The organism is Oligoflexus sp., assembly GCF_035712445.1.
GTDB lineage: Bacteria > Bdellovibrionota_B > Oligoflexia > Oligoflexales > Oligoflexaceae > Oligoflexus.
This window is the reverse complement of the sequence record NZ_DASTAT010000034.1, coordinates 33,696-57,572: the sequence shown is the minus strand read 5'-3', so window position 1 is coordinate 57,572 and position 23,877 is coordinate 33,696. Positions and strand designations below refer to the sequence as shown.

Annotated in this window: 24 protein-coding genes; 14 read left to right on the top strand and 10 right to left on the bottom strand. The window is 54.8% G+C overall.

The features are described from left to right. The first annotated feature begins 2 nt into the window (after nucleotides 1-2). Together nrdR and VFO10_RS07350 are read left to right on the top strand one after the other, a co-directional pair. Nucleotides 3-494: a transcriptional regulator NrdR gene (gene nrdR / locus VFO10_RS07355; RefSeq protein WP_325138584.1), complete on the top strand. Its 492-nt coding sequence runs from the start codon at nucleotides 3-5 to the stop codon at nucleotides 492-494. 18 nt (nucleotides 495-512) lie between these two features. Continuing rightward, entirely contained in the window at nucleotides 513-1,127 is a 615-nt protein-coding gene (locus tag VFO10_RS07350; protein WP_325138582.1) for a riboflavin synthase, read from the top strand. A 105-nt stretch (nucleotides 1,128-1,232) separates the two neighbouring features. Here the strand turns inward: VFO10_RS07350 and VFO10_RS07345 are convergent, their stop codons facing one another. The 5 genes from VFO10_RS07345 to VFO10_RS07325 form a co-directional block, all read right to left on the bottom strand. After that, nucleotides 1,233-1,466 carry a hypothetical protein gene (locus VFO10_RS07345; protein WP_325138580.1) on the bottom strand — a complete coding sequence of 78 codons (234 nt, stop codon included), beginning with the start codon at nucleotides 1,464-1,466 and terminating at the stop codon, nucleotides 1,233-1,235. Nucleotides 1,467-1,736: 270 nt separating this feature from the next. After that, complete coding sequence (locus VFO10_RS07340; protein ID WP_325138578.1) at nucleotides 1,737-2,990, bottom strand: M28 family metallopeptidase; 1,254 nt, start codon at nucleotides 2,988-2,990, stop codon at nucleotides 1,737-1,739. Between the two features lie 74 nt (nucleotides 2,991-3,064). Next, nucleotides 3,065-3,877 (bottom strand): alpha/beta hydrolase family esterase, encoded by an 813-nt coding sequence (locus VFO10_RS07335; protein WP_325138576.1) that lies wholly within the window; start codon nucleotides 3,875-3,877, stop codon nucleotides 3,065-3,067. Between the two features lie 87 nt (nucleotides 3,878-3,964). Further along, nucleotides 3,965-4,855, bottom strand: a complete 891-nt coding sequence (locus VFO10_RS07330; protein WP_325138574.1) for a c-type cytochrome — start codon at nucleotides 4,853-4,855, stop codon at nucleotides 3,965-3,967. A gap of 133 nt (nucleotides 4,856-4,988) precedes the next feature. Then, nucleotides 4,989-7,166, bottom strand: a complete 2,178-nt coding sequence (locus VFO10_RS07325; protein WP_325138573.1) for a beta-propeller domain-containing protein — start codon at nucleotides 7,164-7,166, stop codon at nucleotides 4,989-4,991. A 26-nt stretch (nucleotides 7,167-7,192) separates the two neighbouring features. On the opposite strand from VFO10_RS07325, the gene VFO10_RS07320 reads away from it, so the two are divergent. The 8 genes from VFO10_RS07320 to nusB all read left to right on the top strand — a co-directional run bounded on the left by VFO10_RS07320 (nucleotide 7,193) and on the right by nusB (nucleotide 12,051). Beyond that, nucleotides 7,193-7,441, top strand: coding sequence for a hypothetical protein (locus VFO10_RS07320; RefSeq protein ID WP_325138571.1), 249 nt, complete (start codon nucleotides 7,193-7,195; stop codon nucleotides 7,439-7,441). 65 nt (nucleotides 7,442-7,506) lie between these two features. After that, nucleotides 7,507-8,352: a TIGR02147 family protein gene (locus VFO10_RS07315; RefSeq protein ID WP_325138568.1), complete on the top strand. Its 846-nt coding sequence runs from the start codon at nucleotides 7,507-7,509 to the stop codon at nucleotides 8,350-8,352. Beyond that, nucleotides 8,349-8,924, top strand: coding sequence for a hypothetical protein (locus VFO10_RS07310; protein ID WP_325138566.1), 576 nt, complete (start codon nucleotides 8,349-8,351; stop codon nucleotides 8,922-8,924). Before VFO10_RS07315 ends, VFO10_RS07310 begins: the two co-directional genes overlap by 4 nt. Nucleotides 8,925-8,998: 74 nt before the next feature. Next, the gene (locus VFO10_RS07305; protein ID WP_325138564.1) at nucleotides 8,999-9,460 is read left to right on the top strand and encodes an SRPBCC family protein; all 462 of its coding nucleotides are present in this window, start codon (nucleotides 8,999-9,001) and stop codon (nucleotides 9,458-9,460) included. Between the two features lie 13 nt (nucleotides 9,461-9,473). Then, a complete protein-coding gene (locus tag VFO10_RS07300; protein ID WP_325138562.1) occupies nucleotides 9,474-9,794 on the top strand; it encodes a metalloregulator ArsR/SmtB family transcription factor in 321 nt (106 codons plus the stop codon). Nucleotides 9,795-10,029: 235 nt separating this feature from the next. After that, nucleotides 10,030-11,175, top strand: coding sequence for a 3,4-dihydroxy-2-butanone-4-phosphate synthase (gene ribB / locus VFO10_RS07295; protein WP_325138560.1), 1,146 nt, complete (start codon nucleotides 10,030-10,032; stop codon nucleotides 11,173-11,175). A gap of 16 nt (nucleotides 11,176-11,191) precedes the next feature. Further along, complete coding sequence (gene ribH, locus VFO10_RS07290; RefSeq protein ID WP_325138558.1) at nucleotides 11,192-11,623, top strand: 6,7-dimethyl-8-ribityllumazine synthase; 432 nt, start codon at nucleotides 11,192-11,194, stop codon at nucleotides 11,621-11,623. A 14-nt stretch (nucleotides 11,624-11,637) separates the two neighbouring features. Beyond that, nucleotides 11,638-12,051 (top strand): transcription antitermination factor NusB, encoded by a 414-nt coding sequence (nusB, locus tag VFO10_RS07285; RefSeq protein WP_325138557.1) that lies wholly within the window; start codon nucleotides 11,638-11,640, stop codon nucleotides 12,049-12,051. A gap of 465 nt (nucleotides 12,052-12,516) precedes the next feature. Here the strand turns inward: nusB and VFO10_RS07280 are convergent, their stop codons facing one another. Next, the gene (locus VFO10_RS07280; RefSeq protein WP_325138555.1) at nucleotides 12,517-13,338 is read right to left on the bottom strand and encodes a S1 family peptidase; all 822 of its coding nucleotides are present in this window, start codon (nucleotides 13,336-13,338) and stop codon (nucleotides 12,517-12,519) included. Nucleotides 13,339-13,603: 265 nt separating this feature from the next. Here VFO10_RS07280 and VFO10_RS07275 point away from each other — a divergent pair, with 265 nt between their 5' ends. The 3 genes from VFO10_RS07275 to VFO10_RS07265 are packed head-to-tail and all read left to right on the top strand — an operon-like array spanning nucleotide 13,604 to nucleotide 16,478. After that, nucleotides 13,604-16,045: a leucine-rich repeat domain-containing protein gene (locus VFO10_RS07275; RefSeq protein WP_325138553.1), complete on the top strand. Its 2,442-nt coding sequence runs from the start codon at nucleotides 13,604-13,606 to the stop codon at nucleotides 16,043-16,045. 18 nt (nucleotides 16,046-16,063) lie between these two features. Beyond that, nucleotides 16,064-16,243: a CPXCG motif-containing cysteine-rich protein gene (locus VFO10_RS07270; protein WP_325138552.1), complete on the top strand. Its 180-nt coding sequence runs from the start codon at nucleotides 16,064-16,066 to the stop codon at nucleotides 16,241-16,243. 13 nt (nucleotides 16,244-16,256) lie between these two features. Next, complete coding sequence (locus tag VFO10_RS07265; RefSeq protein ID WP_325138550.1) at nucleotides 16,257-16,478, top strand: hypothetical protein; 222 nt, start codon at nucleotides 16,257-16,259, stop codon at nucleotides 16,476-16,478. A 7-nt stretch (nucleotides 16,479-16,485) separates the two neighbouring features. Here VFO10_RS07265 and thrC read toward each other — a convergent pair whose 3' ends face one another. The 4 genes from thrC to VFO10_RS07245 all read right to left on the bottom strand — a co-directional run bounded on the left by thrC (nucleotide 16,486) and on the right by VFO10_RS07245 (nucleotide 22,168). Further along, on the bottom strand, nucleotides 16,486-17,727 hold the full coding sequence (thrC, locus tag VFO10_RS07260) for a threonine synthase (RefSeq protein WP_325138549.1): 1,242 nt from the start codon (nucleotides 17,725-17,727) through the stop codon (nucleotides 16,486-16,488). Beyond that, a complete protein-coding gene (locus VFO10_RS07255; RefSeq protein WP_325138547.1) occupies nucleotides 17,724-18,635 on the bottom strand; it encodes a homoserine kinase in 912 nt (303 codons plus the stop codon). Before VFO10_RS07255 ends, thrC begins: the two co-directional genes overlap by 4 nt. Further along, on the bottom strand, nucleotides 18,632-21,148 hold the full coding sequence (thrA, locus tag VFO10_RS07250) for a bifunctional aspartate kinase/homoserine dehydrogenase I (protein ID WP_325138545.1): 2,517 nt from the start codon (nucleotides 21,146-21,148) through the stop codon (nucleotides 18,632-18,634). The genes VFO10_RS07255 and thrA overlap by 4 nt, the downstream gene beginning before the upstream one ends. A 171-nt stretch (nucleotides 21,149-21,319) precedes the next feature. Then, on the bottom strand, nucleotides 21,320-22,168 hold the full coding sequence (locus VFO10_RS07245; protein WP_325138543.1) for an enoyl-CoA hydratase-related protein: 849 nt from the start codon (nucleotides 22,166-22,168) through the stop codon (nucleotides 21,320-21,322). Nucleotides 22,169-22,436: 268 nt separating this feature from the next. On the opposite strand from VFO10_RS07245, the gene VFO10_RS07240 reads away from it, so the two are divergent. Next, nucleotides 22,437-23,714, top strand: coding sequence for a sensor histidine kinase (locus tag VFO10_RS07240; RefSeq protein WP_325138541.1), 1,278 nt, complete (start codon nucleotides 22,437-22,439; stop codon nucleotides 23,712-23,714). Nucleotides 23,715-23,877 lie beyond the last annotated feature (163 nt).

Below are 23,877 nucleotides of genomic sequence, written 5' to 3'. Positions count from 1 at the left end.
CTTTGAAGTGCCCCAAGTGCGATTACCTGGATACGAAGGTACTGGAGAGCCGCGTAAGCGTTGACGGCCGCAGTATCCGGCGTCGTCGTGCGTGTTTGAAATGCCATCATCGTTTCACCACCTATGAAAAGGAGGAGGAGCTGATCCTCCAGGTGAAAAAGAAGGATGGCAGCTTCGATGAATTCAGTCGGGAAAAAATCATCCGCGCAATCACCATGGCCTGTCGCAAGCGGCAGATTTCGATGGACCAAATCGAAGCCATGGTGACCGCGATTGAAGCCCAGCTGCGTTCCGAGGGCGACCGCGTGATTCAAAGCAGCAAGATCGGTGACCTCGTGATGAAAAAACTTCGTCAGACCGATCATGTGGCTTATGTACGCTTTGCTTCCATCTACAAGGATTTCAAGGATCCTGAGGAATTCGTGCGCGAACTGCGCGGCCTCAAGACCAATCGGGAAACCCCGACTCCGGGGAACAATCCTCCGACCACTTAACTGCGAAAAGGAAGAGCCATGTTTACCGGACTCGTCGAACAGGTGGGACGCATCCAGAGTATCGAGGAACGGGACGGTTACAAGGTTCTCACGCTGACGATACTCGGGGCGGATGTCTACGCGGAAAAGCTCGGCGACAGCATTGCGGTCAACGGCTGCTGCCTGACCGTCACCCGCCGTTCGGAAACCACGATGTCCTTTGATGCGAGTCACGAGACGCTGGCCAGGACCAGTCTCGGGCAGCTTCGCAATGGTTCTCTCGTCAATCTGGAACGCGCTCTCAAGGCCGGTGATCGCCTCGGCGGTCATATGGTGGCCGGACATGTCGATGCCGTGGCCACGGTTCGTTCGATTGATCAGCTTCCCGGGGGCTGGAATATCTGGGTGACTTTAGGCAAGGACCTGGCGCGCTATGTGATTCCCAAGGGCTCAATCGCCCTGGATGGCATCAGTCTGACGATCAATGAGGTGAAGGATGAGGCCCAGGCCTCTCATGTGCGGCTGACCCTGATTCCGGCCACGATCGAGGGCACCAACGTCCAGACCTGGACGCCCGGCGGTATCATCAACGTCGAGGTTGATATGGTCGGCAAATATCTGGAACGCATGGCGCTACCGCATTTTTCGAAGTGAAGCGTCCCGGCAGACAAAAGAAGAAGGCCTGTTGTTTGACCAACAGGCCTTCTCTTGTTTCAGGCCAGCCCCGAAAGGTGGCCTGACAAAAGTCCCCAATAATAATTAGGGAGCTTTAGGAGCTTCTGCAGCAGGAGCTGTTTCAGCTGGAGCTGCTTCAGCAGCAGGAGCAGCTTTGTCAGCGGCTTGGGTAGCAGCAGCTTCTTTTTTTGCTTTCTTGGCTTTTTTCGCGTCTTTCTTAGCATGCTCTTCAGTTTTGGTCTTGGCAGCTTCTTCAGTTGCCATAGCAGGAGCAGCCAAACCAAGAACAACGGCGATCATAGCGACTTTCTTCAACATACTTGCCTCTCTCATTCTCAAAAGCTTTTGTTATAACTTTCTGAAAAATGTTCGATGACATTTCCCAGACCAACATAATCTCGTGTTGCTGACGAGTTCGCCACGAAAGAAATGCGTATAAAATTTTTTTTATACCAAGTTTGACGGAGTTTCTCTGGACATCTGCTCTTGAATGGAGAGATGCTTGAACTTTTATACCTTAATATTTTAACAGCAAGCTCCGGGATTTTTCCAAATACCAATTTGCTGTTCCCCTTCCCTAAAAATTTTCTAATAGGCCAGACTGCCAATTGTCTGCGCGATGAGACCAAGTATCTTCGGCCCAAGCTGTGGATGAATTTTATCGGCGCTATCCGCGCTGCGGTGATAAGCGGGATAGTCCAGATAATCATTCTCTATGAAGAGCACAGTCGGGATCTTGTTATCCAAAAAGGGGACATGATCCGAGCCCCAGTAATCAAGGCTTTCAGACAGCACCAATTCCGGATCGGCATGCGCCGCCTGGATTTGATTCAGAAGGGTGCGTGTCGCAGCCGATGTTTCCAGGAGACAGTCCAGCTCCGCATCCCCGCTATAGCCGATCATGTCCATGATAAAGCCGCCGTGAATCTGCGCCGCGCGTCCATCCGCCAGCCAGGGGTTAAGGAAGGCCCGACTGCCGAGCAGACCCTGCTCTTCACCGGAAAATGCGATGAAAAGAAGCGTGGCCTCGGGGGGTTGATCGACAAAAACGCGAGCCAGGGACAAAAGCCCCGCCGCGCCTGACGCGTTATCCTCGGCACCCGGAGCCAATTCAAAAGGCTTTTCACTGGTGCTGTCGTAGTGGGCACCGATGACATAAATTTCATCCGATCGCGAACGCCCTGGAAGTTTTGCGATGATATTGGTCGCCATGCCGCGCGGCGTGGCAAAACTCAGCTCCTCGACCTCCAGACCCAGCGCCCGAAAGCGGCTGCTGATCAGCATGCGGGCCGCCTCGATTTCAGATCCATAGGTGTAACGTGAAAAGCGACTGAGTTCGTCCACTTCGCTGCGCCAGGTCTCGGCATCGATCGCCGCGCCGAGCGAATTGATCTTCTTCAAGGGGCTGGATGACCAGGGCAGTTTTTGCACGAGCTGCACATTGGGCATTAAAGGACGGAGACGCTGATGATGATCACTGCGCAAAACCAGGGGACGCGGACTTTCAATGACGCGGGTGCGACCGCCACGGATCAATTCGCGACTGTCTGCAGGCAAAGACCCTGATCCCTGCAGGAAATAGAGGGAACTTTTTGCAGCCGCTTCGATGACGACGGTGCGGGGGCCGCCCGGAGTATTCTGGGGATCCCAATGATCCATGCCGATCAGAAAGCGATCTTCGCCTTCCACCCACCAGCTGCCGGGATGCTTATTCACCCAGCTCTTGATGGCGGCCGCCTCATTCAGCGGAGCCAAAGCAAAATAGACCGCACAGAGACAGGTACCGCTGGTAAAGGACACTACGAAGAAAATAAGACCCTGCAGAATCTGCCGAAGGTTCATATCCCGCCTCCCCTTGCCGTTGATGACGTTTATCCATCATAGGCGAGGGAGGGCGGGAAATGCTTGCCGGGCGGTTACTTCACGAATTCAAGCGCCGCGCGAAGCCAGCTGCTGTTCAAATAAGGCGCGTGAGTGCCCCCATTGATGCGCCAGTAGCCGACCTTGGTTTCATTCTGGCAATTGTCCCAGACCACAGCATCCGTCTCGGCTCCACCGGCACTGACAAGGTCAAGCGCCCCTTTGCTTTCCACGGCGGCATCGCAGCGGCCACGCTTCGACCAGAACGAAAGTCCGCTTTCACCATTGGCGACCGGCACGGTGTCATCGGCCGTTCCATGGATCTGAAGAACATTCAGATCACCTGGATTTTTGCACAGGGCGGGATTGCTATAAAACGCTCCGGCCACCGAGATGATGCCGCGCACCAGACCTGGATAATCACAGGCCATGCGATAGCTCATGAAGCCGCCATTGGAATGGCCAATCAGATAAACGCGTTCGGGATCTATGGGCGCCACGGCACTGGCTTCGCGGATCAGTCCCGCGATATAGCCGGCATCATCCACTCCGCTTTGTTCGAAGTCGCAGCATTCCGGTGTCGCGTTCCAGAAACGGTAGCCGCGCGAATTCTGAGTGCCATCCGGCAGAGCCACAGCGAAATTGAGGCTATCCCGCTGTCGCGAGATTCCGAAAAACGAATCCGACTGCACTCCGCTGCTGGTGTAGCCATGCAGAAAGACCAGCAAAGGAATTTTCTGATCGGCTTTGACCTGGCTTGGGGTCAAAAGCGTGGCAGGCCTTGCGCCACCTATGGTGTAGGATTTGGCAAAGAGACTTGAGCTGATGAACAGGAATAAACTGGAAAGACAGTAGATCCGTCGTAGCATGGTACTCCTCCAAGGGGTTTCCCCCGTTCTAGCGGATTCGCCGTGCCTTGCACAGAATAATTTTGTGTCGACGGATCGACAAAAGCCTTAAATTTCAGGCGATGGAAGGCTTTTCAGGTAATTGTGAAGGGCTCTCAATTCCAATTCATTGAAGGCCGCTGTTGCGGTCCATGGCATGAACTGCGAATTCATGATGCGCCCGTCCGGTCTTTCGCCCGTCGTGAGAGCTTTCTTGAATTCCTCGAAGGTCCATTTCGCAAAATCACCGCGCGGCGTAAGGTCCGGGGCCGGCGGCCAGCTGGGGGGAACGCCTGCGATGGGACCACCCGAATAATCAGGTCGGTGACAGCCGACACAGGACGCTGCCAGATAACGACCGTAATCGGCATGTTCACTCGGAGCGACGGAGACAGGCGCCCCGCTTTGAATATGCATGCCGGAAAGTAGAAGCGGCATCCTATCAAACAGGAACATGACCTTCGCCACGGGTCCAGGCGAAAGATCCTTGAAATTGCGATCAATGGGTGGCAGTGATTTCAAATAAACGATGAGCTTTCCCAGATCCTCATCGCTCATCTGCGCGTATTCAAGCGAGGGCATGAAGCGAAGATAGTTTCCATTTTTGTTCTGCCCATAGCGAATCGCCCGCACAAAGTCCTCGACGCGATAATCCGCTCCAATACCACCCAAGCCGCGGGTCAGATTGCGACCGACGAAGTAGCCCATTCCAGGATCATCAATGAAGGCTTTACCGCCATAATCAGCGCCGTGACAATCACTGCAGCCTCGCATCCGGGCAATGCGTTCCCCATCGGCGAGCCAATTGTCCTGCAGCTCCACCCGTAAAACCAGATCTTTGGGTTCCGGCTGCTGTTCTTTCGCAAGGCTCGTGTATTTTCCATGCGCAAGACCCAGGATGATCAAGGCTACGAGTACACAGGCCGCCAGCAGCACGCCCAGGAATTTTAAATACTTCATGATAGGCCAACGCCTCCCCTGAATGAACGCTCCATTCGCAAACCGAAATTCTAATCCTGGTGGGCGAGACAGGCAAGGAGAAGAGGACAAAAAAAGAGAGAAAACCCACCGGAGTGGGTTTTCTCAGCAGGCATCAGCGCATCATGGGGTAGCCGGCCTGGCATTCACCGGCAGGCAGGGGAAAGGCTACGGTTGCAAGAGCGTTTGTGGCATCGGCCAGATTATAGGCTCGCATTCCATAAGCGGAGAGCGTGATCAAACGATCGTCCACACGGTAGAGCCGATTGATATCCAGGGACTGACCACCATAAGCCATCTGCGATTGACAGTAGGCGGGAATCAAATCCCGATGCGAGACGCGACCGCGATCGACAAGCGTGTTGCCGTCGAAGCCAAGAAGTTGTGCGCCACTGAACTTCAAACTGCCATAGCTATAGAGTTCGACCAAGGGAATCCCGATAAGGCCGCTGGCGCTGTCAAAGAAGAAGGCGTGATGATTGGAGCTGACCTCCGAGACTGAACCACGCGCACCATAGGTTTTGACATCCAGGCGACTCATAAGCGTCGGATCACTGGTATCAAAGAGCGAAACCTGCACACCCTGGACCTGTCCCGTGGCAAAGGCATCAAAACCGACACCCAGAAGACGGCCTGAGGCCAAAGGATGCATATAGGTCGAGAAGCCAGGAATTTTCAAACCACTCAGCATCTTCGGAGCGCGGGGATCAGCAATGTCGATGGCAAAGAGCGGATCGGTCTGACGGAACGTGACGACATAGGCGATGTTTCCAACGTAACGAACGGCCCGTATATCCTCATTGGTTCCAAAGTTTTCGACGCTTCCGACCACGTTCAGACGCTGGCTGGCAGGATCCTGCTCCAGAATGGTCAGGTGATTCTGAGCGGGATTCTCGCCGCCGTTATTCCAAAGCCAGCCTGTGGTCGTGGCGATCGCCAGCTGCGCGCCTCCGTTCATTCCATGCAGAGCCCAGCGATCCTTGATACGACCTTTCACTTCACCATCGGCCCATGGCTTTAACGCACCTGTGGCGCCATCAAAACCGATCTGCTGAATCAGGAGTTTTTCATCGGCTCGGCCCATCCAGCTCCAGCCGCCCCAGCGTTCCTCGAACCACTGGACTTGAGTTTTCAAAAGATAAAGGGAGTCGGTCGTCATATAGATTTGCCCGCCCTGGCCGATCACACCAAGATTTTGGAAAGCGCTTTGGGGATTGGCCGTGTCCCAGGACAGAACCTTCGAGATGCTGGTGTCCCAGTCCGCCATTTTACGTTTCACATAGTTCTGGCAGGGAATGCCATTCAGCTGGTCCGCATCAATTTTAATGCTGGCGTCGCGCTTGCTGTTGACCCACGCGCCTTTAAAATATTCGCGAGCGCGGGGATCGGAATACCACTCCTCATCCGCAAAATCCTCGATCGTGATGGGAACCTGCTCCATCTTCACCTGATCGCCGATGACGAGGACGAGTTGATTCTGCACGAGGCGACTTTCGATATACTGTCCGTCGATTTTGGATTCAGATAAAAGGACGGGCAGCTGACCAGCCGCCGTTCTATAAACGGCAACTTTCACGCGATTGCCATAAGGGAAACCGGGAAACGGCATGGACGCCGGCGCGCTTGATGCGGCGACAGGCTTGCCCGTTTCGAGCTGCTCCCCTGGATCCTCATTCGGATCCCGCACGGCCTGGCCGACGATGATCAGGCGGTCGTCCTTGGTGAAAAACTGCGGGCTATACCAGGCGGAAACGTCGAGTGAACCCTGCAGCTGCAGGCTGGCCCGATTGATGACCTGAATCTTGCCATACGTGAGGGCATAGATCTGATCGCGACCGATGCGATAACGATCCGCTTCATCCACGCCGGCTTCCTGCACATTGGTCATGGTATCAGAACTGGCTGTTGAATTATCCTTGGCCTCAGGCGCTGACGTCGGCATCGCCGCATCCGTTCTCCCTGCAGCCACACCCTCGTGACTGACTTCATGATTGATGTGAATCAGCATCGACGCCACGCTGTCACTGATTTGAGCCCTCTGCTGAACCCAACGCAATTTTACAGATTCATTGAGTTCCGCTGCCAAAGCATCACAGCTTTCATAAAGAGCCATGCCCTGCCGCAGTTCCGGCTGAATGAGAGCCATGCGCTGAGCCTCCAGGCGCGCATTGGTCACATAAAAGGGGTCATAGGTTTTCTCTTTCTTCTCCTTGGGCGTGAAAACCCCGCAGGCGCTCAGACCAAAAAGAGTAACGCTGAAGCTTAGACTTACCTTGAAAAGAGGGCGGATCATGCTGTTCTCCTCACGTGGACGCGATAATGGCTTTACGGCTGAAAGTCAGCATTGCCGAAGGCCAAAAGCCCAATTTCCGTATTCCGGCGTATTCTGAAAATGATCCGATCTGGAATACGAAAAAGGCGGCAAAGCGCGGATATCATGGAAAGGCTTTTCGGGAGCCCCTTGGGACTGGCGGAGACTGGAATACGGCCCTGCACCTTTCCTTAGAAAAAACAAGCTCTTACCATCAAGAATACGCGCATCAAGGCAAGCGCCCGGACTTACGATGAAAATTTTCCGCTCATGGAAAATTCCAATTCTGCCGAGAATACAAAGGAACAGCGAAGGATTCAGCATGAACCAGGGCCCCAGCATCTACGGCTATACCAACTACCGCCTCTTCCTTGCGGACTATTATCAGTTCCGGAAAGAGAGCAAGCGGGGCTATAGCTTTCGCCAGTTTTCGCAGGCGGCGGGATTCAGTGCTCCGAATGTCTTAAAGCTGGTCATGGACGGGCAAAGGAATATCAGCGGCCCCTCTTTGGAAAAGTTCATCCAGGCCCTGGGTCTGACCAGCGGCCCTGCCGAGTACTTTCGCTGCCTCGTGGCCATGAACCAGGCGGATACGGATCAGGAGCGCGCGCAGCATTATGAAAAGCTGAAGCGCCTGACACCATCATCAAGACGATACGAACTGGAAAGCGATGCGGTCGAGTATCTGAGTCATTGGATTTATCCTGTGCTGCGGGAGATGGCCCTTCTCGATGGATTCCGGGATGACCCCTATTGGATTCAAAGACGTTTGAATGGCCGCATCGAACTCAAGGAGATCGTCGCGGCGCTGAATTTTCTGAAGAAAAAAGGTTTCATTCATAAACGCCCCGATGGGCAGTTTGCAGTGAAAGACGATATCGTGATCACGAGCGACGAAGTGAAGAGTCTCGCGGTCCGCACCTTCCATCGCCGCATCCTGGAGCAGGCCATGGAAGCCTTGGAGGATTTACCCTTGGACCAGCGTGAATTCGGGGCCTTGATCTTTCAGCTCCCGGAAACCGCACTGCCCGAATTGAAGGCGCGACTCAAAAACTTTCGCAAGGAACTGCATCAGTGGGCGCTCGAACAGAACGAGGCGACCGAGGATAAGGCCGTCGTGCAGCTGAACCTTCAAATGTTTCCTCAGACCAAGGGGTCCGATTCATGAAGCGCTACCTACCCATCGCTCTCGGTCTTCTCCTTTGCCACTGCGGAACGGAAGTGGGCAATGGTATTGCGCCTGAACCCAAACGAAGCACCACCACGAATGGAGCTGGCACAGGCACGGCCACCCCCACAGCCGGGGAAGCTTCGAATGACAACAAATCACCGGAAAATATGTCGGTTTCCATTATATCGACTTCGTTCCTGGCTGCCTGCGCATCACCCTTCGCCGAGTCCATCGAAGGCAGCTTTGTGAATGCCGCTGCGAGTTATGGCTTCACTGTCACGGTCACAGCGGATGCTAAAAAAGCCGTCACAGCCTTGAATAGCAGCTCCGTTCTTTACACGATAGCGGCCGCACCGAATGTCGGCAGCTATGCGATCGAAGCTTTATCCGTATCACCCTCTGTCACATGCAGCGCGGTCACAACCCAAACCTTTGTGGACGGAAGCCTGGAGCGCAGCGTGACTCTGAGCAGCGGCGACCTCGTCCAATGGACCCTGATTTCGGGCAAAGTCAGCAGCATGAAGCTGACGAGACAGTCGCAAGTTATGGAAACCTGGACGAAAAAATAATACTTAAGTAAGTACTTTACTTTTCCTGCCAGCCTGCCGATACTTAAGCATCGACTTAACTATCGGAGGCTCGTATGAAATCGTCCCTCACTCATGGTCATTACGTCATTGAACGTCATTATCCTGTTTCCCCGGACAAGGTCTTCGCCGCGTTTTCCGATCCCGGCAAAAAACGTCGCTGGTTTTCAGAAGGGGAAGGCTCGATAGTCGAAGAGCATAGTCTCGATTTCAGAGTCGGAGGTCTGGAGAAAACACTGATCCGTTTTCCCCAAGGCGGTTCGATGAGCAATGAATCCTACTATCACGATATCATCCCGAATCAGAGAATCGTCCTTTCCTATGCGATGACCTTTATGGGAAAGCGCATTTCCGCATCACTCGCCACCTTTGAACTCGTGCCGAAGGACGGCGGCACCACGCTGGTCTTCAGTGATCAGATTGCTTTCTTTGAAGGGGCCGATGGCCTTAAAATGCGCGAAGACGGATGGCGTCAGATCCTGGAGCGACTGGCGCAGGAACTCAAGCGTTCATCATAAAGGCAGGACTTTCATGCACGCGCAAAAAAATCTCGATCTCGTTTTCCGCGCCTTAAGCGATCCCTCCCGACGCGCGATCGTCGAGAGGGTGAGCGAAGGTCCGGTGTCCGTTTCAGAGCTGGCCGAGCCGCTCAAGATCAGTGTTCCGGCTGTTCTGCAGCATCTGCAGCTCCTCGAAGAATGCGGACTGGTCGCCACCCGCAAAATCGGTCGCACTCGCAGCTGTCAAATCGTCCCGGAAGGACTTTCTGTCCTCGAACAATGGACAGCCGCACGACGCTCGATGTGGGAAAAGCGTTTTGATCGGCTTGGCGGGATCCTCGAAGAGCCCTGACATTCCTGGCCTTTGGCCTCACCCGCGCAAAGCCAGCCGGCGCATGGGCGTAGCCTGACCGGAACCCACGGATCCGGGTCCCCAGGATCCTGCTTCAACCCCCCGACTTTCCATGGACAGAGCCCCGAATCTCGGCTAGGATGCGACCATCGGACAGACAATGCTATTTTGTCGCACATAGTGATCTTTGAAAACCACGTTTTCCTTCGCTCAGCCTCGGATAAAGGGTATCGCCATGCAGATAGACCAGGATAAGCTGATCGCCAGAGTACGCAAAGCCATCGACGTCATTAAACAGGGCGGGATGGTGATAATGGTCGATGATGAAGACCGAGAAAACGAAGGAGACCTGGTTTTAGCCGCAGAATGTGTGACGCCGCAGAACATCAACTTCATGGCCAAGGAAGCCCGAGGTCTGATCTGTCTGACGCTTGAGCCCCGCATCGTCGATCATTTGAAACTTCCCATGATGGCCGACGGCAGCAAACATTTCCCCGATCAAGGCACAGCCTTCACCGTCAGCATCGAAGCCCGCGAGGGTGTTTCGACCGGCATTTCCGCAGCCGATCGCGCGCATACCATCAAGGTCGCGATTCATGATCAGACCAGCCCCGGTGATATCGTGGTGCCAGGCCACATCTTTCCTTTGCGCGCGCGTCCAGGCGGAGTCCTGGAACGTGCCGGCCACACCGAAGGTTCGGTGGATATCGCCCGTCTTGCCGGTCTTAAAGGGGCCGGTGTGATCTGCGAGATCATGAATGACGATGGCACCATGGCCCGCATGCCGGACCTGGAAATCTTCGCTGAAAAACATAATATGCCGATCGTCGCGATCGCCGATCTGATTCAGTATCGCCTGATGCACGAATCCATGGTCGAGGAAGTCGCGCGCGAGACGATCAAAACCGGCAGCGGCAACTACGAAGCGGTGCTCTATCGCAACACCTTGGATGGTCTTGAGCACCTGGCCCTGATCAAAGGCAAGGACTTCGAGAACAGCGTCGTCGATGTGCGCGTTCACAGTCAGCATCATCTGCTCGACGTCTTCGCCGATCGGAAAAACGGCTCGGGCTTCCGTCTGCAAAAAGGCCTCGACCTTCTGAAAGAGCAGGACAAGGCGGCTTTGATCTATCTGAATCATCCCCAAACTTCATGGCAGGACGAGCTGAAGCAGCTCGCCGCGGATTATAACAATGTCGCCAATGATGGTGGTAGCGGCCGCAAGATGGATCTTCGCCTGCACGGTACTGGCGCCCAGATCATCCGTGCGCTCGGCATCAAAAGGCTGCGGGCGCATACGAGTTCGCCGATGGTGCTGAAGGGTCTTTCCGGCTTCGGTCTGGAAATTGTCGAAAATTCGATCATTCAAAAGTCGTTTTAAGGAAGGAACGTATCCCATGAGTCTTCGCCATCTCATCGTCGCGGCCCGCTTCAACGAACTCATCACCAAATCTCTGGTGGAATCCGCGCTGTCGGTCTATCAGGAGCAGGGTCTTGCGGATACGGTCGACGTGGTCTGGGTTCCCGGCGCTTTTGAGATTCCGGTGACAGCCGCCAAGGCTGCCCGCACCAAACGCTATGCGAGCATCATCTGCCTCGGCGCGGTGATTCGCGGCGAGACAGCCCATTTTGAATATGTGGCAGGACCCTGTGCGTCCGGCCTTATGAATATCGGCATTGAAACCGGCGTTCCGACGATTTTCGGCGTTCTGACCACCAACACCGTGGAGCAGGCTCTGAATCGCGCGGGCCTCAAGCTTGGCAACAAGGGCGCGGAAGCCGCCCATACCGCCATCACCATGGTCAAAACGCTCAAACAATTTGATTGATACGGAGTTTTTCGGTGCAACGTGAACACCACCCCAACGCGCAATCCCGGGAATGGGCCCTCCAGTTCCTGTATCAGTGTGAAATCGAAAAGCTGTTCTTCTTTTCGGCCAACCACTGCGATCGCTTCATGACTGATTTTGGGGTCGATCGGGAACACAAGGCTTACTTTCGCCGGCTGGTCGAAGGGATTTTTGAGAATTTGAGTGGGCTCAATGAAAAGATTGAGGCCGTCTCGGAGCATTGGACCCTGGCCCGTATGCCTGTGATCGACCGCTGTGTGCTGCGCCTCGCGGCCTATGAACTGCTGTTCACGGACACACCGAAAAAAGTGGTCATCAACGAGGCCATCGAGCTGGCGAAGAAGTACAGCACCGAAAATTCCGGTGCCTTCGTCAACGGGATCCTGGATAAGCTTGCGCAGAAATGAATCACGCAGCATCAGTCGGGGTTTTCAACCGCGGCTGATGCTTAGCCTTCACATCCGGTGCATGGATATGCGCGGCCGTGCCTGCTGGTTCAAGCTTCATTGAGACCTCCGCTGCATAATTTCCACCAAACAACGGAAAATCACGAGAAAAAAAGGCCCGACCGTCCTGTGTGGAAAGCGGAAAACGTTTTCCGTACTTCCCACAGTTTTGTGTGCTCTGCTGCAGAGGAAAGCCCAAGGCCCCTTGATTTCACAGCCAAATACTTTTGGAACGCTCTTTGCGATATTGGAAGCAAATCGGGGGATATGTCGCGGGGGGAGGAAACATCCGTGTTGATCGTTCGGGGCAGCGTTCTGTTCACAGAGGAATTTTATCGCCTGGGTCGACCGCTCCGCGTCCTCGCATGGAATCCGCCAGGACCAGCACAAAAAAAATCCCAGGCTGCGACGCCTGGGCTTTACACCTCAATCCAAAACGCTGTCCAAAAATTCGCGGACCGCTGGGCTGTTCATATCAATCGCATACGAAACGCTTGAAACCTGACCCGCACCACCTTGGCGCACATCAACAGCGACCATCATGCCGACTACCTCTGAATTCATCAGAATGGGGCCTCCTGAGTCGCCCTGCGCGGTGGCCACGTACTGACCCTTCTGGATGCCTGGCTTCGTCTTAGCCACACCTACGACGCTCAGAATGCCATCGGCGGAACCCTTGATGGAGTTCTGACCATAACGCTTCGTGCCGGTGATCTCACCCGCGGCCGTGGAATGAACGCCTGGCGTATTTTGATCCGAACCATAACCAACCATCGTCACCGCATCGTTGACTCGCGGCGTGCGTGAACTCAGACGGATGGTATCCAGCGCTGTTCCCGCGGGAAACTCAACCACAGCGACATCATATGGATTGGCTACGCGATCGAGACCGCGTTCAAAATCAGTGTGCACATAGAAACGAAGAGCTTTCGCCGCTCGCTGCTGAGTTGTCTCATTTCCTCCTGCCACCAGATACAGATCAGGCTGCTCCGGAGTCAGATCCTTCACGCAATGGGCCGCTGTCAAAACCTGATATTCATTAACGAAGAAGCCGGTGCAAAAGCGGGAGTCGGTCTCGCTCTTCGTCATCAGTTGCACAACTGCGGGAAAAGCCGCACTGTCGGTCTCAATAGCATTCGTCAGTTTCAACGAGCTGCGATCGTTCGCTTGATCGCAAGCGGTCAGGTAGAAAGTGCAGACGAGGGCTAAGGAAAAACTTTGCAGCAGATTGCCAACTCGATCGCGCATGGAATCTCCCTTCGTGAAATCAAATGAATCTGCGTTGAACATAGTCTCAAAGAAGTTTTCTGTAAATGGGAATACTTGCCAAGCGGCCAAGATCCAAAAAAAGCTTGCTTACACGCGGAATAACGCGATATGCCGTCGCATAACGAAGGATTCCACGCAAGGGAGATTGGCTTTCTGCGCTCAGCATACTGTGCTGAATGGAATGCTCGTGGCACGAAGCGTGCACCACGCACGAAAGAAGTCAGCACCGAGGAGTTCCAAGCCTATGCTAAAAAAAATACGCCAACGCCCCATCCTTCACGGTCTCTTTGGTTCATTTATCCTGCTCGTGCCCGCCTTTCTCCTGATGTGTGACCGCTCGACGAATACGGAGAGCTCCGCGCTGCGCATGGTGAACGGAAGCATTCCCACGGCTGAGCATCCCGCGTCTTACAGTGCTGTCGCCCTCGTAGATAAAAATTCTCACAATCATTTTTGTTCAGGAACATTGGTGGCGGAGCATTTGATTGTCACCGCCGCACACTGCGTCTTCGATAAGCGGCCCCAGGATTTCCAAATCCTTTTCGGCCAGGACACCAAAGCTGACTCAGCCGTTCTCCGGGATGCGGAAGAGCTGGCCACCTTCAAAAAATTTCAAAAATTCGAATCCAATTTTGACATCGCCTGGGTGCGCTTCCAGGGGGATATTCCCGCCGGATTCAAGCCCGTGGAAATCTGGCATCAGCCAGCCGCCTTCGCGGCCAAGACCCCGATCTCCATTGCCGGCTATGGTCGCACCGCTTCGCAATGCGCCTTTGATGATGCAAGCTGCCAGGGCGGAAAACTTCTCTATGTCGACACCAATGTGCGTGAATTCGTCAATCATGGGCGTCTTTTCAATCTGATCGTGATCGGACCACGTCCTGATCACGGACCATGCTTCGGCGATTCGGGCGGACCCGCCTATGTGAAAGAAAATGATCAGTGGTATCTGGTTGGTGACTTCATGGGCTGGGATCGCATCCTGGTGCCCGAGCAGCTTGAGACCATCTGCGATACGGGCGAAGCCATTTATAATTTCGTGGGCGATTTCGTCCAGTGGATCGAAGATACCTCGGGTGTGAAACTCGCCTATGATGCGTCCATCAATCCACGCATGCCTACGGAAAGTCTGGATGTGCTGACCGAGGAACCCAAGGATTTCCTGGGCTGGTGCCAGTATAATAATCATGAGGATCCCGCATGGTTCACGGTCCAAAGAATTCTGCGCATAGTCAGTGATTACCGCATCCAAAGCGGAGATGAGGCCGGAGCCCGCGAGATTTTTGAAAATTGCGAAAGCGCGGACAGCTGGCTCCGTAAAATGCTGGCCGAGCAAAAGAAGCTCGAAATCGGCGGCTTTGATCCCTCAACCTTCATCGACAGCGCGCGCCTTGAGGACATTCGCCCCCTGCGCGCCCTCGCTGATATGGGGCTTGAGGAGCTGACCCTCTCCGATCATGCGATCCAGGACCTTAGCCCCTTGGCGGCGCTCACCAGTTTGAAAAAACTGACGATCATCGACAATGTGCTTTCCGAACGGCAGGCCCGCATCAAAGCCGAACCTTTGCGTATTGCGGCCTTTCCGCTGCTGGAAAACCTGCGCCTGCAGAACCCGAGCGTGCCGCTCGACTTCAGTAATCTGAGCCAGTTGAAAAATCTGAGAGTCCTGGACCTGGCTTATGTGAATCTCCCGACCCTGCCTGACTTCAATAGCCTATCCCTGGATGAGCTGCGCCTGGACTCTTTGACTTTGAGCGAACCTTTGGACCTTACGCCCCTGAGCAAGGTGCGGGTCCTCTTTTTAAACAAGTTGGCTCTCCGTAATTTACCCGCTCAGTGGAGCGAATTGGAATCGCTGGATCTTCTCGAAGTGACAGGTTTGAAAGCGCTTCCCGCTGATGCTCCCCGCATGAAACGGATTTTTGTGTATGCATCGGACATCGCAGGTGATGTCAAAGCTGGGAACTGGCCTGCACTTGAGGAAGGGTCGATCTTCGCGAACGCCGGCCTGACGCGTTTCACGCTGCCTTTTGCCTTGCCGAAGGTCCATTACCTGGAAATCGCTGAAAACACCCAGATGGATACTGTCGTCCTCAATGCCCTGCCGATGCTTGAAAATCTGTCGATGGCCAACAACGCCCTCACGGCTTTGCCGGATCTTTCACAGCTGACGCAGATGTCCCGCCTGAACCTTGAAAACAATAAGCTCACGTCCCTTCAGCCACTTGCGGGACTGCCCCGACTTCAGTACGTGGACCTCAGCAATAACCCTTTGGTCAACCTGGAAGGACTCGCGGATCTGCCCGCCTTGAAGCGTCTCGTTCTGCAGAACACCAAAGGTGAGGGCCTCAAGACGCTCCAGGGTATGCGCAATCTGCCCAAGCTGATCGAGATCAATCTGACCAGGAATTCCCTGAGCAGCGTGCAGGAACTTTTGCCCTTCACCTCGCTCAAGGTCGTCATTCTGAATGACAATTTCATCGAAGACATCGCCGCGCTCAAGGCCTTGCCTAAGCTGGAGTATCTGGAGGCTATCAATAATCCTCTGAAGGACAGGACCTGTCCTATTGCCGGCAATGCGGATGCCTGCCGTTTCGAATGGTTGAATTTTTCTCAGAATGGCCCCATTATTTTCCCAGGCTCAGCCCGAGCCAAAGGTGCGGAGGGACAGTTGTCCTTCCGTTGAACCGGCAGGAGGACCTGGATGGAAGAACCCGTGAATGTACAGTGCCCCTGGTGCGGCGAAGTCTTTGTCACGTTTTTCGATCTTTCATCCGGCGCGACCAATTATATCGAGGACTGCCAGGTCTGCTGCCGACCGATTATGCTGGTCTATCGCATTGGACGTTCTGGACAGGTCAAGGTTCAGGCCCTGCGCAGCTGAAGGAAAATCCGTTATGAGTTCTATCGCCGAGGCGATCAAGCAGTGGCTGAATCAAGAGCATTCGAGCGGCACCCGAAAATTCCTGCAGATGACTGTTTTGATTCTGGGTGGAATACTCGCCATGGGGCTTGGTATTGGACTGGTCGGCATCATTCTGATCGCCAGTCCTTTTCTAACCGTTGTGATTCTGATCTTCCTGGCCATCTACGGCCTCGTAACCGCTTTCAAGCATTGAAGGGGCCTCATACCCGATCCAAGGCTCGGACAATGGCGTTGGCATCCGCATCGATTTCCGTGCAGTCAAGCGTCTGAGCCTTCAAAATCGCATCCGGGTCCTTGAGCATATGCCCTGTGAGCACGAGCACCACATCCTCTTCGGTCCCGATGATGCCTTTTTTAACGAGTTTCTTCACACCCGCAAGCGTTGCGGCACTCGCCGGCTCACAGCCGATGCCCGCATGATCAATGACCACCTTCGCAGCCATGATTTCGGCATCGGTGACATCGGCGACGATACCGTTGGTATTCAGAATAGATCGCACGGCGCGCGGATAGTTCACAGGAAAGCCGATACGGATCGCGGTGGCCACGGTTTCCGCCGTGATGGCTTCGAGGCTGGCAAAATCGCGATTGTAACTTCTGAAAAAGGGATTCGCGCCTTCCGCCTGGATGGTCGCGATGCGCGGTTTCTTGGTGATCCAGCCCCAGGCGTACGCTTCATCAATCGCTTTGCCAAAGGCACTCGTATTGCCCAGGTTGCCACCCGGCACCACGATCCAATCAGGAGCCTTCCAGTTGCGATCCTGCAGCATTTCCCAGATGATGGTCTTCTGCCCTTCAATCCGATGCGGATTGAGCGAGTTCACCATGTAAACGCGTCCCGCAGCCGCCAGATCTCGAACGATCTGCATGGCATCATCGAAGTCACCGCGGATGGCCAAACCCTTGGCTCCATATCCCAAAGTCTGGGCCATCTTCCCCTGACTCACCTTGCCCGCGGGAAGAAAAACGATGGCCTTGAGCCCCGCGCGGGCCGCATAGGCTGCAAGGGATGAGCTGGTATTTCCGGTGGATGCGCAGGCCACCACCGGCATGCCGAGGCGCTTGGCCATGGATACGGCGGCGGTCATGCCGCGATCTTTAAAGGATCCGGTGGGGTTTTCGCCTTCGTGCTTCAGACTTAAACGATGCTGACCGGCCCATTGATTCAGGACTGGACTTTCATAGATCGGTGTCTGGCCTTCCGGCTGCGTCACGATCATGGATTCAGCAAGGGGCAGAACACCCTCGCGGAAACGCCAGACGCCACTGCGATCATAGGGTTTGCGCGAGGTCAGGCGCTGCTCAGAAAGCTCGGGAAGTTTGCGCAACGCGGCATCATCATGCTTGACTTCGAGCAGTCCACCGCAGTCACAGGCATAACGGAGTTCAAGCCAATCATAAGTTTTTTCGCATTGAAGACAAGCAAAGCGGGCCTGGCTCATAAAATGCTGGCTCCTTCCAAACTGGGTTCGGCGATATGAACAAGAGTCTGAGGCCCAAAGACCTCGCGGACAGCTTCGGCCACCTTATGCGCGGTTGCTTCGTCGGCACTCAAAGCAAAGCAGGTGGGGCCGCTGCCACTGATGGAAAAACCAAAGGCGCCGGCGTTGATGGCCACGGCCTTGGCCTGGAAAAATCCTGGAATAAGGTTACCGCGTGCGGGTTCTGCAAAAGGATCTTTCAAACCAAAGGCAATCTGCTCTTGGTCGCCCAGGGCCAAAGCCAGGGCCAGCGTCGTGCAGTGGGCCATCTGTCGCGTCCAGCGTGGGGTGTCGAGCTGCTGAGGCAAAACCTTCCGGGCTTCCTTGGTCTGGATATGAAGCGGAGGAGTTGTCAGGGTCACCCAGAATTTGGCCTTCAAGGGCACGGGATAAACTCTCAGGTTCCCCACATCCTGCACAAGGGTCAGGCCCCCATAAACGCAGGGCGCGATGTTATCGAGATGCGGTCCGGCCACCACGGTTTCCGCAGCCAGAGCGGATTTTAAAATCAGATCCTTCCGATCCAAAACTCCGGCGAGCTTCGCGGCTGCTAAAGCCCCGGCCACGCTCGAAGCCGCGCTGGACCCCAGTCCACCGGCCAAAGGCAGAGCGCGTTCCAGGGTCACATGAAAACGTTTCGGGGTGATGCCAAGGTGCAGATAAAGAGCTTCTGCCGCGAGCGTTACAGTATTTTTCTCTGGCTCCAAAGGCACAAGACGCGCATCGCGCCCCTGCACGGCGATACTGTAGTGGCTCGATTCCTCGAAAACAAAGGTATCCCCCAATCCTGCGACGGCAAGACCAAGGACATCAAAACCCGAAGCCACATTGCCTATCGTGGCTGGTGCAAAGACTCGAAATTCACTCATGCCCGTCCTCCCCGCTCCTGGCTGCTGGCGATGGTAATAATATCGTTCAAAACGCCTGCCGCGGTCACTTCCGCACCGGCGCCGGGTCCGGTCACGATCAAAGGATTATTCGCATAACGCTGGGTTTTCAGCGTCACCTGATTATCCGTTCCCCGCAGACGACCAAAGGGACTATTCTTATCGACTTCCTCGATGCCCACGCTCACTTGATCACGGCTGATGCGCGCGACAAAACGCAGAACGGCGCCGCGACTCTGGGCCCCACGGATGCGATCGCCATAAGACTGATCGAGTCGGGTCAGATTCTTCAAAAAGACCTCGGGATCATCATGACTGCAATCAGCCGGGAACAGGCCTTCGAGTTTGATGTCATCTAGGTTTAAGGTCAGACCAATGGTGCGGGCCAAAATCAAAGCCTTGCGCGCGACGTCCATCCCGGACAGGTCATCCCTCGGATCGGGCTCGGTATAACCCAAATCATAGGCATTGCGCACGGCCTGCGAAAACGGAACGCCATCTTCCATCTGGGTCATGAGATAACCCAGGGTTCCGGAAAGACAGCCGAGGATTTCCAGAACCTCATCACCGGCCACTTCGAGTTTGTCTATGGTATCGAGCACGGGAAGACCCGCGCCGACCGTGGCTTCGTAACGGAGGGAAAGATTTTTTTCGGCTGCGATGTCACGCAGCTCCTTATATTCCTTATAAGGAATGGCCAGGGGTTTTTTATTGGCCAGCACCACATGAAATCCAGCAAGCAGGGCCTTTTTAAGGATGGGCGCGGTTTCCGTCGCGGTCAGATCTATGAATATCTTGCGGTCCCAGGCGCCGTGCCAAAGGTCGTCAAGGCTCGCGCTGGCCCCATCGGCGCAAAGCTTTTGCTTATGCGTTTTGCGCTCCAGAAACTGCTCAAGCTCCGCTGCCGGGAAACCCTTGTCGCAGGTCAGAAGACCGGAGCGATCGGCGACGCTGACGATCGGCACACGCAGTTTTAATTTTTGATCGAGATAATCCTTCTGATCTTCGAGCTGACGGACAAGCACCTGACCGATCTGCCCCAGGCCGAAAATCGCCAGGTTGATTTCACTCGGATCGCGGATCAGGACCGGACGAATTTTTTCCAGACCGTATTCCTGATGCAGAGCCCTCAGTGCGCGTGCGGCCTGATGCTGCTCGATCACGACCGAGATATTCAGCTCGGATGAACCCTGAGCGATGGCAATGATGTTGATGCCCTGTTTGGCAATGCAGGAAAAAGCGCGCGCGGCAATGCCCGGCGTTCCATTCATGCCCAGGCCCACGACGGCCAGCACCGCGATGTTGCTCGTCAGCTTGATTTCATCCACGAGCTGCCGATCTATTTCGTAGCGGAAGCTGCTCTCCAGAAGTTTCCGGGCCAGCTCGCCCTGTTCCCCCGGCACCACAAAGCAGATGCTTGCTTCGCTTGAGGCCTGGGTGATCAGACAGATCGAAATATTTTCCTGGGCCAGGATTCCAAACACCCGCGAGGCCATGCCGGGCACACCCATCATGCCCTTGCCTTCGACCGAGACGAGCGCCTGCTTATCAATATAACTCAGAGCCTTGACCGGATAGGAACCGGAGGCTACATCACCGGCTATGCGGGTTCCTGGTTTATCGGGGAAGAAAGTATTCTTAACGATCAAGGGAATCTTCTGCGCGACCAGCGGAATGATCGCGCGCGGATGCAGGACCTTGGCACCGTAATACGCGAGTTCCGTGGCCTCGCGATAATGCAGCTCGGGCAAGACCCGCGCTTCAAACACATGCCGCGGGTCAGCGGTCATGAGGCCATCGACCTCCTTGTAAAGGCAGACGGCATCCGCACCCAGATAGGCTCCGAGCAGCGTCGCGGAATAATCCGAGCCCCCGCGTCCGAGTATCATCACCTCGCCTTCCGGACCTTCCCCGAAAAAACCGGGGACGACGGCCATGGAACCGCTGGTCAGGACAGGTTTTAAACGCTCATTCACAGCTTTCTTCGAAGCGTTGTCATCCGGCGTGTATTCGCTTTTTTCCCGCATGAGCTTGATGAGCTCAGTGGAATCAATCCCCACCACCTTCTGGCCGCGCGCTTTCAGGGCTTCACTGACGACCAGCGCCATCAGGCGCTCGCCATAGGCCACGGTTTTGGACAGCGTCTTGGCCGTCTGTTCGCGCAGAATCGCGAGGCTTTCACAGATACGGGCGATCTCATCGAGCAGGGTTTTCACAGCGTTCCAGACGCGATCCTGCTCGGCTCCAGCGGGTATCAGGCCCTGGACAAGGAGGCGGTGCCGATCGGAAATCTGCTGCAGAAGAGCGGCTTCTTCATCGCGTCTATTCTGCACAGCACCGTAATAGAGTTTATACAGATTATCCGTTACGCCACTGCTGGCGGAGACGACAATGCAGAGGCCTTCCCGGTGTTTCTCAATGATGCCAAGCACCTTTTGCAATGATTCCGGACTGGCGAGCGATGTGCCGCCAAACTTGAAAACCTGAAACCCCATAGTTGCGTTACCTCGCGCTGGACACCATCGATTCGACCTGGGAATATCATGTCCTGTGATACGGCCTTTGGGAAGGGACTTCAAGACTTCTGCGTTTGGGTGAGTGATAGGGCAGTAAAAAATGTAGCCCGGACAAGGCGTCTGGGCACAAAAGCGTGAGATTATGCAGAATCAGGCAACAAAAACCCGCGCGCTGCGGGGAACGCGCCTGAGCCAGACGGGATCCTTTTTTTCAAAGAATGCGGAAAGCCCCGCCTGGCCCATGCTGCTCGCACGGGTGCGGGCAATGGCCTCCACCGTTTCCGGACCCTGGGCCCACGAACGGGCTTCCACCTTTTGATAAAGGCCTTTGCACGTCGCCTGAGCCTCGGGGCTTGCGCTCAAGAGCAGATTCAGCTCGTCATGCAGAAGTGCCTCCACTCCGTCGGCTGGAGTGACTGCCTGCACAAGACCGCTGGCTAAAGCCTCGGCGGCATGGAACACCCGGGCCGTGAGCATCAAGCGTTTTAAAGCTCCTGGGTGCATCTTGCGGCCGAGATAAGGCAAAATCACGGCAGGCAAAAGCCCGATCTTCACTTCACTCAGGCAAAAACGGGCACTATCCAGAGCCACCGCGTAATCACAGGCTGCGATCAGGCCGACAGCACCACCAAACGCTGCGCCTTTCGCCACAGCAAGCGTCGGCACGCGGAGTGTGGCCAGGGCCTCGAACATGGCAGTCAACTTTTCAGCTTCCTGCACATTGCCGGCATAATCCAATTGAGCGGCTTCTTTCATCCAATGCAAATCAGCCCCGGCTGAAAAATGTTTACCGCTGCCCTGCAAAAGAAGGGCGCGGACCGTCGGGTCCTGATTCACTTCGTCCAGGAGCTTTTTCAACTGTACTAAAAGCTCACCGCTGAACGAGTTGGCGGCTTCATGTCGATTGATAACCAGTGTGGCCAGACGGTCCTCGGTCATGCCGCCTTCGCTATTTTCCAGAGTCGTGTAGTGTAGATAAGCTGCCAATTCGTTTGCCATTTTTCCTCCATGAACCCTTGGGGCTGTGCTCGCATACAACACTAACGATTTTTACCTGTCAAGATTATCCGGGGGCACGTGGAATTTCGTGTTTACAGGGTCTCGGCTTCAGGTTTACGACAGTTAAGAGTTGCCAGGTTTTCAAGTCGCATCGAGGTGTCAAACGCTCTATTTTCAAAGGCATCCCTTGAGCCGAATTGCATTGATATGGAAAAGAATTGCCGACGTAGGGGAACATAATCAACGGTCGGCGCGAGAATATCGCTGTTTGCGTATCTGCAATCAGATCGCTTTGATCATTGCCTGCGTCGTGGAACTCTACGTCCCCCTCTATTGGGTGAAAGGCTACCCCAGCATCGCGCTCTTCAACCTGGTGGGCGGGCTTATGATCCTGGCGACCGTGCCCCTGAATCGCTTGACGAACAAACCTTTGCTCGGGCGTTACCTCTTCCTTTTCATTAATCATTCTTTGATATTGATTTACTGCATCATCCTCGGTCGCAACACCTGGCCGCATCTTTTTTTCATCAATATGCTGATCGTGCCTTATCTTATTTTTCCGTCCACCTATCAACGCTCCCTGCATTTCTGGAGCTTTGTGCCGGTGGTGCCCTTCTTTGCTTTGGAGGGCTGGGGTTACGATCACTTTGCGCATGCTGTCATCATAACGCCCGATCAGCAGCGGCAGCTTTTCTGGTTTGTCAGTCCCAGCGTCTTTGGAATCGCCCTGCTCTATGCCCACTATCTTTATCGCACGATCAATCGGCATGAAGAGACCCTGCTCGTGCGTATCCAGGAGCTTCAGCAGAGCAACCGCACGATCGAAGAGCAGCAGGTCCACCTGGCAGCCGCTACGCACTACAGCGCTATCGCCGAACTTTCCGCCAGCATCGCGCATGAAATCAATAATCCCCTGGCCATCATTCGCGGCTATGCGGAGCAGCTGGAAATACTCGTGCGGCGACAGGAGCTCGAAGGCGACCGCGTGATCAATATTTCACAGCGCATCAAGCAAACCGTCGATCGCATCACCAAGATCACCTCCAGCCTGCGCAATCTTTCGCGAGAAGGGGCTGAGGACCCTTTCGAGGAAGCTGATTTGACCAAGATCATCGACGATGTCCTGGCTGTCAGCAAAGAGGGTCTCTTTCACGACGGCATCGATCTGCGGGTGGATATGAAAATTGCCGAGGCTCCCTGCGTCTGTCGACAGGTGCAGATTGCTCAGGTCCTTTTGAATCTGATTCATAATGCGAAGGATGCAGTCGCCGAGCTGGCGGAAAAATGGATTCGCATCCGTCTTGAGCCCCGGGGAGCCGGCTACGAATTGGCGGTTATTGATAGCGGGCGCGGCATCAATCCGCAGATCCTGCCGCGGATTCATCAGCCTTTTTTCACGACCAAACCACCGGGAAAAGGAACCGGGCTCGGCCTGAGCATTTCGCGGAAGATCCTGAGCGCCCATAAGGGCCATCTCTTCGTGGACACCAAGGCTCCGCACACCACCTTCATCATCCGCCTTCCCAAGGATGCGCGGCAGGCTTGAAAATGCAAAGAGCGCACCCGATAACAGGATGCGCTCTCGCGTTGCAATAAACACTACACTTCAAACCTTGTCTGTTTAATGCTCCCCTTAAGCAGCTGGGGAATCTCTTCACTCCTTCTGCTAGTGCCTTTTACAGAACCGCATACTTTTGAGAGTTACGCTA